Origin of the sequence: Mesorhizobium sp. M7A.F.Ca.US.002.01.1.1, from assembly GCF_004022955.1 — a bacterium.
Taxonomy (GTDB): Bacteria; Pseudomonadota; Alphaproteobacteria; order Rhizobiales; family Rhizobiaceae; genus Mesorhizobium; species Mesorhizobium ciceri.
In genome coordinates this window covers 1-13,376 of the sequence record NZ_RZQE01000123.1, presented here as the reverse complement: position 1 = coordinate 13,376, position 13,376 = coordinate 1, and the positions used below count along the sequence as shown (strand labels likewise).

The 13,376-nt window shown below is 60.7% G+C and carries 15 protein-coding genes, 1 tRNA gene and 1 pseudogene; 9 read left to right on the top strand and 8 right to left on the bottom strand.

Annotated elements, in window-relative coordinates; all coding sequences use genetic code 11:
- The 3 genes from EN932_RS14805 to EN932_RS14795 all read left to right on the top strand — a co-directional run.
- Window positions 1-620: DUF2470 domain-containing protein (locus EN932_RS14805; RefSeq protein ID WP_164890488.1), on the top strand; the 620-nt coding region annotated here is incomplete at its 5' end.
- Between the two features lie 152 nt (window positions 621-772).
- Window positions 773-1,117, top strand: a complete 345-nt coding sequence (locus tag EN932_RS14800; protein WP_013529913.1) for a metalloregulator ArsR/SmtB family transcription factor — start codon at window positions 773-775, stop codon at window positions 1,115-1,117.
- A gap of 164 nt (window positions 1,118-1,281) precedes the next feature.
- Window positions 1,282-2,097: an RNA methyltransferase gene (locus EN932_RS14795; protein ID WP_127370508.1), complete on the top strand. Its 816-nt coding sequence runs from the start codon at window positions 1,282-1,284 to the stop codon at window positions 2,095-2,097.
- 92 nt (window positions 2,098-2,189) lie between these two features.
- Here the strand turns inward: EN932_RS14795 and EN932_RS14790 are convergent, their stop codons facing one another.
- Window positions 2,190-3,326, bottom strand: a complete 1,137-nt coding sequence (locus EN932_RS14790) for a hypothetical protein (protein ID WP_024504506.1) — start codon at window positions 3,324-3,326, stop codon at window positions 2,190-2,192.
- 176 nt (window positions 3,327-3,502) lie between these two features.
- Window positions 3,503-4,039, bottom strand: coding sequence for an EipA family protein (locus EN932_RS14785; RefSeq protein ID WP_245483285.1), 537 nt, complete (start codon window positions 4,037-4,039; stop codon window positions 3,503-3,505).
- A 391-nt stretch (window positions 4,040-4,430) separates the two neighbouring features.
- On the opposite strand from EN932_RS14785, the gene EN932_RS14780 reads away from it, so the two are divergent.
- Both EN932_RS14780 and EN932_RS14775 read left to right on the top strand, forming a co-directional pair.
- Window positions 4,431-5,060, top strand: coding sequence for a histidine phosphotransferase family protein (locus EN932_RS14780; protein ID WP_024504504.1), 630 nt, complete (start codon window positions 4,431-4,433; stop codon window positions 5,058-5,060).
- Window positions 5,061-5,298: 238 nt separating this feature from the next.
- Window positions 5,299-5,703: a response regulator gene (locus EN932_RS14775; protein ID WP_024504503.1), complete on the top strand. Its 405-nt coding sequence runs from the start codon at window positions 5,299-5,301 to the stop codon at window positions 5,701-5,703.
- Between the two features lie 104 nt (window positions 5,704-5,807).
- On the opposite strand, the gene ctrA is transcribed toward EN932_RS14775, so the two are convergent.
- The gene (gene ctrA / locus EN932_RS14770; protein ID WP_006203583.1) at window positions 5,808-6,503 is read right to left on the bottom strand and encodes a cell cycle two-component system response regulator CtrA; all 696 of its coding nucleotides are present in this window, start codon (window positions 6,501-6,503) and stop codon (window positions 5,808-5,810) included.
- A gap of 452 nt (window positions 6,504-6,955) precedes the next feature.
- Here ctrA and EN932_RS14765 point away from each other — a divergent pair, with 452 nt between their 5' ends.
- Complete coding sequence (locus EN932_RS14765; protein WP_013529907.1) at window positions 6,956-7,333, top strand: flagellar export protein FliJ; 378 nt, start codon at window positions 6,956-6,958, stop codon at window positions 7,331-7,333.
- A 97-nt stretch (window positions 7,334-7,430) separates the two neighbouring features.
- Here EN932_RS14765 and EN932_RS14760 read toward each other — a convergent pair whose 3' ends face one another.
- Window positions 7,431-7,829: a helix-turn-helix domain-containing protein gene (locus EN932_RS14760; protein ID WP_127368630.1), complete on the bottom strand. Its 399-nt coding sequence runs from the start codon at window positions 7,827-7,829 to the stop codon at window positions 7,431-7,433.
- A 90-nt stretch (window positions 7,830-7,919) separates the two neighbouring features.
- Between EN932_RS14760 and EN932_RS14755 the strand changes: the two genes are divergently transcribed.
- Complete coding sequence (locus EN932_RS14755) at window positions 7,920-8,846, top strand: NADP-dependent oxidoreductase (protein WP_127368631.1); 927 nt, start codon at window positions 7,920-7,922, stop codon at window positions 8,844-8,846.
- A gap of 69 nt (window positions 8,847-8,915) precedes the next feature.
- Here EN932_RS14755 and EN932_RS14750 read toward each other — a convergent pair whose 3' ends face one another.
- Complete coding sequence (locus EN932_RS14750) at window positions 8,916-9,191, bottom strand: DUF1153 domain-containing protein (RefSeq protein WP_013529904.1); 276 nt, start codon at window positions 9,189-9,191, stop codon at window positions 8,916-8,918.
- Window positions 9,192-9,480: 289 nt separating this feature from the next.
- Between EN932_RS14750 and mnmA the strand changes: the two genes are divergently transcribed.
- Window positions 9,481-10,671, top strand: a complete 1,191-nt coding sequence (gene mnmA / locus EN932_RS14745; RefSeq protein ID WP_127368632.1) for a tRNA 2-thiouridine(34) synthase MnmA — start codon at window positions 9,481-9,483, stop codon at window positions 10,669-10,671.
- A gap of 56 nt (window positions 10,672-10,727) precedes the next feature.
- On the opposite strand, the gene EN932_RS14740 is transcribed toward mnmA, so the two are convergent.
- A complete protein-coding gene (locus tag EN932_RS14740) occupies window positions 10,728-11,693 on the bottom strand; it encodes a Gfo/Idh/MocA family oxidoreductase (protein ID WP_013529902.1) in 966 nt (321 codons plus the stop codon).
- A gap of 240 nt (window positions 11,694-11,933) precedes the next feature.
- Here EN932_RS14740 and EN932_RS14735 point away from each other — a divergent pair.
- Window positions 11,934-12,010 (top strand) — tRNA-Met (locus EN932_RS14735).
- Between the two features lie 181 nt (window positions 12,011-12,191).
- Here the strand turns inward: EN932_RS14735 and fghA are convergent.
- Together fghA and EN932_RS14725 are read right to left on the bottom strand one after the other, a co-directional pair.
- Window positions 12,192-13,037: an S-formylglutathione hydrolase gene (fghA, locus tag EN932_RS14730; protein WP_127368633.1), complete on the bottom strand. Its 846-nt coding sequence runs from the start codon at window positions 13,035-13,037 to the stop codon at window positions 12,192-12,194.
- A 212-nt stretch (window positions 13,038-13,249) separates the two neighbouring features.
- Window positions 13,250-13,376 (bottom strand): annotated as a pseudogene (locus EN932_RS14725) (S-(hydroxymethyl)glutathione dehydrogenase); the annotation flags it as partial.

Genomic DNA, 13,376 nt, shown 5'->3' with positions numbered 1-13,376 from the left:
ACGGCGCACCGCTGATCCTGGTGTCGATGCTTTCGGCGCACACCGGCGCGCTGCTTGCCGACCCGCGCTGTTCCCTGTTGCTCGGCGAACCAGGCAAGGGCGACCCGCTGGCGCACCCGCGCCTGACACTGGTCTGCCAGGCGGTAAGGATCGAGCGCGGATCGGCCGAACACGCCCGCACCGAGCGCCGTTACCTCAATCACAATGCCAGGGCGAAACTTTACGCCGGTCTCGGTGACTTTTCGATCTTTCGCCTCGATCCGCAACGCGCCAGCCTCAACGGCGGCTTCGGCAAGGCCTATCAGCTCGACCGATCGGATCTGCTCGCCAGCGGACCGGTCGTCGAGGAACTCGCGGCGCGCGAACAATCGGCCATCGACCACATGAACGCCGACCATCTCGACGCGATCGCCGTTTACGCACAGCATTTCGCCAAAGTATCCGGCAACGGCTGGCGTATTGCCGGATTCGATGCCGATGGCATGGATCTGGTGTCGGGCGACGATGCTTGCCGGGTCTTTTACCCGCAACCTCTGGGCGCAGCAGGTGAATTGCGGCACGTTCTGGTCGATATGGCGAGGGCGGGCCGAGCCATTGTCGACGCCGAGACTGAGACTTAATTATGCTGGATCAAAAGCAACACTTGAGATTTAGGTGAAATGCTCTACCTTTTAGTGACGCTGAATCGCCAGCGCCGATCGATAAGTGAATTTATGGAATCAGACGCCATTGCCCCCATGGCGTCGGGATGAACAGGAAGCATGGGGGATCGATGGTCTCGACAAAGCTAATCGTGAACGCCGAATCGGCGGCAGAGTTTCTCATGCTGATGGGCAATGAGAAGCGACTGTTGATCATGAGCTACCTCGCCGAAGGTGAAATGTCGGTGGGAGCCATAGCCGAGAAGGTGATGCTCAGCCAATCCGCCCTGTCCCAGCATCTCGCCAAGTTGCGGGCGCTCGACCTTGTCGACACCCGCCGCGACCGGCAGATGATTTACTACTCCTGCAAATCCGACGCCGTGCGAGAACTGCTTGTCATGCTGGACGGCATTTTCGGCAGCGGCAAGGATGACCTGTCCCAGATGGCGCACCGCTTGCGCCGTGCTGGAACCTGACCACACAGCCGCCGATCTCGCCGGCGATTCAGAGCGACATGCGCCGATTTGGGGCGCACAAAGCTGGCTGATTGTCCCGAATTGTCGCATCGTGCTTTCCAAACAAGGTGAGCGCCGGGAAGCGGTCCGGATTTTCGGGCCGATGCGACGGTCGCGAGGAATGCATGGATCCCATTCGCATCGACGACCCGCAAGATCCGCGCGTCGCTGCCTATCTCGACATTCGCGAGCGTGACCTCGCCGGCCGGCAAGGCCGCTTCGTCGCCGAAGGCAAGGTGGTGCTCGACCTGTTGCTCACAACTGGACGCTTTGCCGCCGAATCGGCCCTCGTCCTGGAAAACCGGCTGGCGGGTCTCGACAAGATCCTGAGCAAGGCGCCCGCCGACCTCCCGGTCTATGTGGCCACCAGCGCTGTGATGGACGCAATCGCCGGATTTCACATGCATCGCGGCATCCTGGCCATGGGCCGCAAGGGAGCGCCGCAGCCGGCCGAAGCCCTGCTCGATGGCTTGCCGCCTCGTGCGCTGGTCGTGGTGCTCGTCGGCATCGCCAACCATGACAATGTGGGCTCGATCTTCCGCAACGCCGCCGCCTTTGGCGCTGACGCGGTTTTGCTGGATGCGACGTGCTGCGACCCGCTCTATCGCAAGGCGATCCGCGTTTCGGTCGGCGCCGCGCTCAAGATCCCGTTCGCATCGTTCACCGACACCGCCGGCTTCACAACGATGCTCGCCCGACGTGGCTTCGAACAATTCGCGCTCTCGCCACGCGGGAAGACCGACATCCGCGATGCGCAGCGCAGCGAGCGCCTGGCGCTCTATCTCGGCACCGAGGGCGAAGGCTTGCCGGACGACCTGCTCGCAAGCCTGCACGACGTGCGGATCACCATGGCGGAAGGCTTCGACAGCCTGAATGTCGCCGCGGCTTCAGCCATCGCGCTGCATCATTTTTCGGCTAGAGCAATTCTAGGAAAAGTGTGAAGCGGTTTTCCGTCCAGAATTGCGTCAAAGCGAAGAATTAGGGCATTTCGCCGTTTCCGTGAAACGGTGAAATGCTCTAAGGAGACCTGATCTCAGCTTGTCGCGTCAGCCTTCTGCAGCGCGCGCACGCGGTCGGCAAGACTGCGGTCACCGTTGCCGGAGCGTGCGTCCGACGGTACCGCCAATGCCATGGCGATCGGCGAACCAGGCCCCTCGAGCTTGGCCGTCAGATGGACGACCTCCGCCGCCAGCTCGTTCATCTGCTCGCGCAAGGCGGAGCTGCTGTCAGTGGCCTTGGAGGCGGCCAGTGCGGTGAGATCCGCCTTCAGCCGTTTGTTCTCGCGCGCCAGCGCCGTCAGCCTCGCCTCGAGCTGCTCACGGTCGCTGTCGAGCTTGGCGATTGCCTTGTCGAAATCATCGCTCCTCGCGACATCGCCGCCCTTGCCGACCAGCCGCAAGGCTGGCGCGCTGTCCTCGGATTTCGATCTTTCGCGCATGCGTGCCAGTTCCTTTTCGCGGCGATCGAGTTTGTCTTCTCGATCGGCAAGTGTGGCCAGCAGCCGTTCGACCTTCTTGTCGAGCTCGGCGGTCTTTTTCTTCTCGGCTTTCAGGGCGTCCCGCGCGGCCTTGCTTTCGGCCGCGATTTCCTGGCCGCGCCTGTCGGCTTCCTTGCGCTGGCCGCGCAGCATCGCAATGTCGCTGGCGAGTTTCTGCATTTCGGATTCTCGCGCCACGAGCTCGATCTGCCGGCTGCTCGAGGAAAAACTGGCGTCGTCATACATGCGCTCCAGCTTTTCCAGCTCAAGTGCGCGCTTTTCCAGCTTGCGTTCGGTTTCCTTCAGACGCTCCGAAAGCTGCTGCAACTCGCCCTCTCGCTGACGCAGCGCTTCGTTCTTCGCGCCCAGCTCGGTCAGCGCCTGGTTCTTGTCCGTCCGCTCGACCGCCAGGCCCTTCATGGCCTCGCGACCGCGATTGATCTCGACCAGTTGTTCGGCCGCCTTCTCACGCAACGCCTTGACGCTGATTTCCAGGCGGCGCGTCGTCATGGCGTATTCGGCGCGGATGCGATCCTTGTCCGCCTGGATCTCGGTCTGCGTCAGAGGGATCGAGGATTCGATGCGTTTGCGTGTAAGCGCGACCGCACGACGCCATATGGCCGGAGCCACCATGAGCGCCAGAAAGCCAGCGCAGAGAAAGCCGAGGACGAAGAACAGGACCGACTGGACCAAGTGACTACCCGTTGTGGCCGGCAAGCATCAAAAGCGCATAGACCGCTTTGACTGTGCCACGTTGACATGGCGGAAATCCAGCGTTGCGGCAAGGGTTTGCCGCAACGGTACGAGTTTAATGCATGTCGACCCAAAAGCGGTCCCGGATTTGGACAACGACAGTCAAGGACTTCAGCCTAGAACGGATTCCAGGTGGCCCGCTCGGTAAGCTTCAGATAGCCGAGATTGACGCCGAGCCGAGCACCGACGCCGGTGCGGATCGGCACCAGGAGAACATTGTTGTTCTTCAGCACGTTGAAGCCGACGCCCGCCACCACATAGGCTGAACCGGCAACGCCGCCATAGCGGTTGTAGAGGCTGCCCACATCATCGAGATTGTAGACCAGCATCATCACCCGCGACCCCTCGCCGCCGAAATCCCAGCCGAGCGACGGGCCTTGCCAGAACACTTTGTGGTCGCCGGCATTCTTGGTGTAGAGCGTGCCTTCGCCATAGGTCAGGCCACCGATCAGCGCACCGGAGCCCTCTTCGCCCAGCAGATAGCCGTTGGGCAGGCCGTAGGAGGCAAAAATCTTCTCTATAACCGAGGCGAGTCCGCCCGATGTGGCGCCAAAAAATTTGTGACCGGAATCGACAATCTCCTGAGCGGTGTATTCCTGGGCCCGCAGGGCTGAAGTCGAGAAGACGAGAACGCCCAGGAGCGTGACCGCCATTGAGAAGACACGGAGAAAGCTCCGGTCGTAGTATCGGGAAAACATGCTTCCAATCTCCGTCAGGGAGCACCTTCGCCGACGCCTCGCACCCCGTACGGCTCTTTTAGCCGGCCGTTAAGGGTAACTGTTAGGGGCAAACTATGCCGTAATCCTTTTTCAACCATTAAGCTCCCACATGAACATGGCGGTTCGAAGGCTGTTTGGGGTCGCTCAATTGGGGTCGGCAGCCTGCGTGAACACGCCATTTGCCACAACCACAATTTGGATTTGTTGCTGCACGCACGGGCGCTGTGTATTCAGAAAGCCTGAGGAGAGAGTGCGTGATTCGTGTGGCAGGCGACGATCGATCGCCCGGCCATGAGTTGTGAGATTTTGCAGGGATTTTTCGCCGATGGCCGATCTGTTCACCCTTTCCGCACCCGATCTGGCAGCGCTTTTGTGCAGCCGGGTCTGCCACGATATCATCTCGCCGGTCGGCGCGATCAACAACGGGCTCGAATTGCTTGATGAAGGCGGCGCCGATGAGGACGCCATGAAGCTGATCCGTCAGAGCGCCCGCAACGCTTCGGCCCGCCTTCAGTTCGCCCGCATCGCCTTCGGTGCCGCCGGTTCGGCCGGCATGTTGATCGATACCGGCGATGCCGAAGCGGTCGCCATCGCCTTCCTCAAGAACGAAAAGCCAGAACTGACCTGGAACGGGCCCCGCGCGTTGCTGCCCAAGAACAAGGTCAAGCTGCTGCTCAACCTGATCCTCGTCGCCAATGCCGCCATTCCGCGCGGCGGCAAGCTTTCCGTGACGCTGGAAAACCTTGAGACCGAGCCGCGATTCGCGCTTGCGTCGGCTGGCCCGATGCTGCGGGTGCCGCCGAAATTCCTCGAACTGCATTCCGGCCACAAGCCGGAGGAGCCGATCGACGCGCATTCCGTGCAGCCCTATTACACGCTGCTTCTGGCGCGCGAAGCCGGCATGACGATATCGATCCACGCGACGCCGGAAGAAATCGTGCTTTCGGCGGCCTGATGCGCAGCCGATAAAGCGAAGTATTTTTTCATTTAACGCTGTAATTCCAGCTCATCGACTTGAAATGCGTCCGGTCGTTCAGGCGGTGCCAAAGCATTCGTGAATAAAAGTAGGCACCTGCCCATCTTTGTAAAAATTTTACCTAACGCCTTTTCGGCTTCTTTACCAGATTGGCCTATGGTGCGTCCTGGATGCCCCCGACGCTACCGGACTGCCAGAAGGCAAAGAGGACCCGGAAATGAAACGCTGCATGTTCGTCGACGATTCAAGCGTTATCAGGAAGGTTGCAAAACGCATCCTGGGCGGCTCCGAAATGATTGTCATCGAGGCCGCCAGCGGACTTGACGCGCTGGAGATGTGCGCCGCCGACATGCCCGACATCATCGTCGTCGATGGCGCCTTGCCCGACGTACCGGCGGTCGATCTCATCCGTCGCGTCCGCGCCATGGAGAGCCCGATAAGGCCGCAGATCCTGATTTCCCTGGTCGAGCTCGATATTGCTTCGATCATGCGGGCCAAGCGAGCCGGCGCCCAGGGCTATCTCTTGAAGCCGTTCAACCGCCCGCAGCTGCTCGAGCGCTTTCGCACCTTGAAGAGCGCACCTGATTCGGCATCCTTGAGCAACTCCAGAAAAAGTGCGTGACGGTCTTCTGCTCGGAAGCCCAAAAGCAGACCGTTACCAGCCCATCATGCAAAAACCCGGCCGAAGCCGGGTTTTTTATTGAAAAGATTCGAACGATTCGTCGCTCAGGCGCTGACGCGAATGTCTTCCGGTTCGCGCAGCACATAGCCGCGACCCCAGACCGTTTCGATGTAGTTCTGACCGCCCGATGCCGCGTCGAGCTTTTTGCGCAGCTTGCAGATGAAGACGTCGATGATTTTCAGCTCAGGCTCGTCCATGCCGCCATAGAGGTGGTTGAGGAACATTTCCTTGGTCAACGTGGTGCCCTTGCGTAGCGAGAGCAACTCCAGCATCTGGTATTCCTTGCCGGTCAGGTGCACGCGCTGGCCGCCCACTTCGACTGTCTTGGCATCGAGGTTGACCACCAGGTCGCCGGTGGTGATGACCGACTGGGCGTGGCCCTTGGAACGCCGCACGATGGCATGAATGCGGGCAACCAGCTCGTCCTTGTGGAATGGCTTGGTCATGTAGTCGTCTGCGCCGAAGCCGAGGCCGCGCACCTTGTCCTCAATGCCGGCCATGCCGGAGAGGATGAGAATAGGTGTTTTGACCTTGGAAAGGCGAAGCGTTCTCAAGACCTCGTAGCCTGACATGTCAGGCAGGTTGAGGTCGAGAAGAATGATATCGTAGTCGTAGAGCTTGCCTAGATCGACGCCCTCTTCACCGAGATCGGTCGTGTAGACGTTGAAACTTTCCGATTTCAGCATCAGTTCGATGCTTTGTGCGGTTGCACTGTCATCTTCTATCAGCAGAACACGCATTTTATTCCCCTTTTCTGCTGCCGGACCATTTCACGACCCGTCCGGACCCGGAGCAGTGGTTGCCTTGTGCAGAGGCTGCCATTGAATGGTTAACAAATCCTAATTTCCCGTCCATGACGGTACCAGATTTTTTAACCTCTTTCTACACCCTCTTGAATCTAATAACGAATCTCAGAACCAAATTCCTAATGCAACACATTAACAACCTGGACTAAGCGACTCCAGGGACTCATCGACGTCGCTTCCGCATCGGTGGCCGGAATTTTTACCCGGCCTTAAGTCCTGACCCGTATGATTAACAATGCCCGTAAACGAATGGTTACCGCCGGCAAAAAACTTTAGGGTTTTGTTTCCCATAGTTGGGGGAAAGCCGGTGGACACGGGTGCGGCCTGGGCGTTTCCAGGTGGTTTGGACGATAAGTGCGGGTGTGCGTTTCCGGGAGTACCGAATCATGAAGTCACGTGAAAACCTCGTTCGGCTGAAACAGTTTCAGGTGAATGAGAAGCGGCGGCAGCTGCTGCAGCTCGACATGATGATCGCCGAGTTCGAACGCATGGCCGTCGAGCTGGAGCTTCAGATTACCGCCGAGGAAAAGAAGGCCGGCATCACCGACATCAACCATTTCGCCTATCCGACCTTCGCCAAGGCGGCTCGCCTGCGCCGCGACAATCTCAGGAATTCCCAAAGCGACCTCGCCCAGCAGCGAAGCGCCGCCGAATCATTACTCGGCGAAGCTGAAGCGGAGCTTTCCAAAGCGGAAATGCTGGAATCGCGCGACACGAAGATCCGCGAAGCCGAAGTCGGTGGCCGCAGCGCCATGATCGGCTAAAACCCTGCCCTTGGCGACGTCAACGCTCGCCATCGGACTGGCGCATTGTCGCGGCTTGCGGCCCGGCGGGAATACGCCCAGAAGAATGAAAACCGCCCTACGCGGCCCAATCCCCTTCATTCTCGGCAATTGCCTTTGCACGGGCATCCTTGATATCCGGCGCATGCTGCTCCGCCCATGACCTGATCTGGGTAAGCAGTCCCGCCAGGTTCTGACCGAGCTCGGTCAATTCATATTCGACGCGCGGCGGAATGACCGGAAAGATCTCGCGCCGTACCAATCCGTCGCGCTCGAGCACGCGCAGCGTCTGCGTCAGCATCTTCGGCGTGATGCCGTCAAGCTTCCGGGCAAGCTCGCCATTGCGCAGCCGGCCTTTGCGCAGCGCGCAAACCACCAGATAGACCCATTTGCTGGCCAGCATCTCCAGCACCGTGTGCGAAGGACACGTCCGCCGGAACGCGTCATAGCCGAAACCGCAATCATCTTCACTATCCATGAGGTGCGTATGTATCAGGAAGGTACATACTGGACAAGGGGCTATTACTATCCAAATGATAGTGGCATCAACCGAGCAGGAGACATCTCAATGCGTGCCGCTATCCAGAATTCCGTCGGCGGACCCGACGTCCTTGTCATCGCCGATCAGCCCGATCCCACGCCAGAGGCCGGCGAAGTGCTGGTCGGTGTCAAGGCCGCGGGCATCAATCCGGTCGATGGCGCCGTCCGTGCCGGCTACTACCCCTTGCTCGGCGAGCCGCCCTTCATCCTGGGTTGGGATATCTCGGGAACTGTCGAAGCACTCGGCGCCGGCGTCACCGGCTTCAAGATCGGCGACGAGGTGTTCGGGATGCCGCGCTTTCCCAAGCAGGCCGCCGCCTATGCCGAGTTGGTTGCCGTACCTGCCGATCAAATCACACTGAAGCCGAAGGGCGCGGGCCACCTCGAGGCAGGCGCCTTGCCGCTGGCCGGCCTCACCGCCTGGCAAGGGCTTGTTCGCCACGGCGGGCTGAAATCGGGGCAGCGCGTATTGGTGCATGCGGGAGCCGGCGGCGTCGGTCATCTGGCGGTGCAGATCGCCAAGGCGCGCGGCGCCTACGTCGTCGCCACGGCCAGCCCGGGCAAGCTCGATTTCGTCCGCAAACTTGGCGCCGACGAGGTCATCGACTACACCAAGGGCGATTTCACCGACCAGGTTCGCGACATCGATCTGGTGCTGGATCCAATGGGGGGCGACCACGCCCAACGCTCACTGAAGGTGCTCAAGCGTGGCGGCGTGCTGGTGTCATTGCTCGATGTCAGCGACGACACCAGGGCGCAGGCCAGTGCGCGCGATATTCGGGTCGAGCGTATGTCGGTCGTGCCCGACAGGGAGGGCCTGCTGGAACTGGCTCGGTTGATCGATGCCAACAAGATCACCGTCCATGTGGCGAAGAGCTTCCCACTGGACCAGGCGGGGGCCGCTCACGCCTTCCTTGCCACCAAGCCGATCGGCAAGGTTGTGCTGTCGCTCTGAGCGGAACGGTGACCGTGAAAAACAGAAGGGCGCGGGGTTAGCCGCGCCCTTCATCTAAATTCGCAACGGTCAGTGCCGGTATTGCTGGATGCGTGTCGTGCGCAGCCCGGCAAGGCCGTATTCGTCGATCGACGCCTGCCAGGACAGGAATTCCTCGGTGGTGAGCTTGTAGCGTTGGCATGCCTCGTCCAAGCTCAAAAGCCCGCCGCGCACGGCCGCAACCACTTCCGCCTTACGCCGGATAACCCAGCGACGTGTATTGGTCGGCGGCAGATCGGCAATCGTAAGAGGGCTGCCGTCAGGCCCGATAACATATTTGACTCTCGGTCTAACCAGATCGGTCATCGTACTCTCTACAAAAAACTCAAAGACCCAATCCCCGCCACGTTACCGCCACAGCTTTAAAAATTGCCTAAGCAGACCCTAATGACTAGGTAAGGATCATGAACGCCGCGTTAGTCTTTTCGCCGGCATTTGAAACATCTGCCCGCAAACCCTGATTTGCCGGGGGAAAATGCATCCATTGGCGAAGATCGGCCACAAACGGTGAATCGCCCTGCACGCTGGCGCGCCGGTAAAGCTTGACCTATATTCTCGACATTGGCATTGAGGCGCCGCGCAGAACGAAAGCATCATGAACAGTCTCGATCTTCCCGGACGTCCCGAAAACACCCGCATCGTCGTCGCCATGTCCGGCGGTGTCGATTCATCGGTCGTCGCCGGCCTGCTGAAACGCGAGGGCTACGACGTTGTCGGCGTCACCTTGCAGCTCTACGACCACGGCGCGGCGACGCACCGGGCCGGCTCATGCTGCGCGGGGCAGGACATCGACGATGCCCGCCGTGTCTCCGAGACGCTCGGCATCCCCCATTATGTGCTCGACTACGAGGAACGCTTCCGCAAGGCGGTCATCGATCCCTTCGCCGAAAGCTACGTCGCCGGCGAGACGCCGATCCCGTGCGTTTCCTGCAACCAGACGGTGAAGTTCGCCGACCTCCTGGCCACCGCCAAGGAGCTCGGCGCCGACGCGCTGGCCACCGGCCACTACATCCGTTCCGGCGCCAATGGCGCCCAGCGCGCGCTCTACCGTCCGGTCGACGCCGAGCGTGACCAGAGCTATTTCCTGTTCGCCACCACGCAGGCGCAAATCGATTATCTGCGCTTTCCCCTCGGCGGCCTGTCGAAGCCTCAGGTTCGCGCCATCGCCGAGGAGATGGGGCTGGCGGTTGCCACCAAGCAGGACAGCCAGGACATCTGCTTCGTGCCGCAGGGCAAGTATTCCGACATCATCGCCAAGCTGAAGCCAACTGCGGCCAATCCGGGCGACATCGTCCACATCGACGGCCGCGTGCTCGGCCGCCATGAGGGCATCCTGCGCTACACGATCGGCCAGCGCCGTGGCATCGGCATCGCTTCCGGCGAGCCGCTTTACGTCGTCCATCTCGATGCCGACCGGGCTCGCGTCGTGGTTGGCCCGCGCGAGGCGCTGGAGACGCACAAGATCTATCTGCGCAATATGAACTGGCTGGGCGACGGACCGCTCACAGACGTCCCTGCCGGCGGCCTGGAACTGTTCGCCAAGGTCCGCTCGACGCGGCCGCCGCGCCCGGCCGTGCTGCATCATCGTGCCGGTGCCACATGGGTGGAGCTGGTCGACGGCGAGTCCGGCATCGCGCCGGGCCAGGCCTGCGTGCTCTACTCCGATGACGGCAACGAGGCCCGCGTGTTCGGCGGCGGCTTCATCGAGCGATCGGAGCGTGGCGCCGAGGCCGAGGCCATGCTGACCCGGCTTGCCGCCCGGCCGGCCCAGATTCCCGCGGAATAGGATTCCCGCGGAATAAGATTCTTGCCGAATAAGTTTCCTGCCGAATAATCCGCGCTTCAGGAATTCGACTTGGTGTGGGTGACCGTGCCGGCGGTCAGGATGCGCAGCACCCTGATCGCTTCCTCGCCGCTGGTACGCGGTTCGGCACGCGTCTCGATGCACTGGATGAAATGCTCCAGCTCGCGCGTCAGCGGCATGCCCTGGGCAACCGCGACATAGGACGGCTCATTGGTGGTGAAGGCCCATTGGCCGCTGTCCTGCCACACCGCGTGGCGGTAGACGGCCAGCTTGCGTTCCCATGGCTCGACGTCGTCGAACACCGCCATTGCCTTGGTGCCGACCACGGTCAGCCGCCGCTCGCGATAGGGATTGAGACGCGAGGTGAAAAGATGGCTGCGCAGGCCGTTGGGGAAGCGCATGTGCAGATGCGCGAAGTCGCTGAGATTGTCGAGCAGGGCGGCCCCCTCGCCGCGCACCTCGATCGGCTCCGTGCCGGTGATCGCCAGGATCATCGACAGATCGTGCGGCGCCAGGTCCCACAGCGCGTCGTTCTCTGTGTGGAACTTGCCGAGGCCGAGCCGGTGAGAGTGGATGTAGCGGACCTCCCCGAGTTCGCCCTTGTCGATCAGCCCCTTCAGCGTCTCGAAGGCGGGGTGGAACCGCAGGACATGGCCGACCATGAAGACGCGGCCATTGTCCTTGGCCGCCTGCACCGCACGCTCGGCATCCGCCACCGTCAGCGCGATCGGCTTTTCCACCAGCACGTCCTTGCCGTTCTCGACGGCACGTACCGCAAGGTCGGCATGGAACTGCGGCGGCAGCGCCATGACGATGGCGTCGATATCGTCGCGGACGAACAGCTGGTCCGGCTCGATCGCCAGGCAGTCCTGCTCGCTGGCAAAGCCTTCCGCGCGGGCCCGGTTGGTATCGGAGACCGCGTGCAGCGCGCCGAGCGCCTTGAGAGTGCGGATGTGGTTGCTGCCCCAGTATCCGCAACCGAGGACTGCTATGCGCGGCTTCATCTGTTTCAAACTCTAAAAACTCGTGGCCGAGACATAGCGACGTGCCCCTTCGAACTCAACCCCGGCGGCGACAACCAAATGTCGCCGCGGCAAAGCTTTTCGATAATGACGATAAGCCGGCAAGCCGGTTGCTTCGAAGCTTGACAGGCTCGCCCTCCCAACCTTATATCCGCGCGACCTTGGCGAACGCCCCCGACATGCCTTTCGATTTGAGGCGGATTTCGGGTCTTTCGCCGCCCTGGCGGGGTAGCTCAGTTGGTTAGAGCACGGGAATCATAATCCTGGGGTCGGGGGTTCAAGTCCCTCTCCCGCTACCAAAATCCAGTTAAACCATTGAAATGGCTAAAAATTTATACGCGTTGGTAGCGCTTCCTGTTGAAATTGTTCAATAATTTCAATGCGGCGCCATCGTGTTCCTCGCCCCGGTAGAGACGAGAAAGAGTAACGCGTTCCTCGCTTGGACGAGGATTAATCCGATTGCATCGCTCGGACCTCGACCTATGCAAGCCGTTCCGCATGCCATCTCAAATGGTCGTCCATGAATGTCGAAATGAAGAAATACGAATGGTCGTATCCGTCCTGCATGCGCAACGTCAGCGGAATGCCGGCTTTGGCGCAGGCCGCCTCCAAAAGCCAGGGTCTCAGCCCGTCATTCAGGAACCCGTCCGATGTTCCCTGATCGACGAGAAATTCCGGGAAGCGGCGCCCGTCTTCAACAAGCGAAGTAGCGTCGTAGGCCCGCCACGAGGCCTCATCCGTGCCGAGATATTTTTCGAAAGCCGGCCTTGACCAGCCGGCAGCGCTTGGCTGCACGATCGGCGCAAATGCCGAGCAACTCCTGAACCGCTGCGGGTTTTTCAAAGCAATCGTCAGCGCGCCGTGTCCGCCCATCGAATGGCCCGTTATGGCTTGGCGCGACATGTCTGCCGGAAAATTAGCGGCGATCAGCGTGGGTAGTTCCTCGACGAGGTAGGAATACATCCGGTAGTTCTTCGCATAAGGCTCCTGCGTTGCATCAAGATAAAAGCCGGCGCCGCCGCCAAACTGCCAATTGTCCTTGTCATCAGGGATGTCGGCGCCGCGCGGACTGGTGTCTGGACAGACGACGATCAGGCCAAGTTCGGCGGCCATGCGCCTGTATTCGCCTTTGTCCATGACATTTTGATGGGTGCAGGTCAGTCCCGACAAATACCACACCACGGGGCGAGGCGTTTCCCGGGCCTGTGGAGGCACGAAAACGGCAAACGTCATGTCGCAGCAGCAACTCGTCGACAGGTGCGAATAGATGCCCTGCACTCCGCCAAGGGATTTTGCCTGGGAGATGGTCTTCATGGGTTCCGGCATATTCCCTCTCCACGGATTTCAAACGCCAATGGGCCGGTGTCTACGGCATCGACCATGATCGCGGCAACCCGGGCGGATCAGGTGGGGTCGAACCGACCGGCGGCGCGGACATCCGGAATGTCAGTCGCGCCGCCGGCCCAACGCCCGATGTCGGGGAGGCACGGTATTTTGGGAACACAGAGCCTTCGACGCGGGCGTGTCGTGTGAGCCGGTCAGTAAACCACGACGCTTCTGATCGATTTGCCCTCATGCATGAGATCGAAACCCTTGTTGATGTCCTCAAGCTTGAGCGTGTGGGTGATCATCGGGTCGATCTGGATCTTGCCGTCCATGTACCAG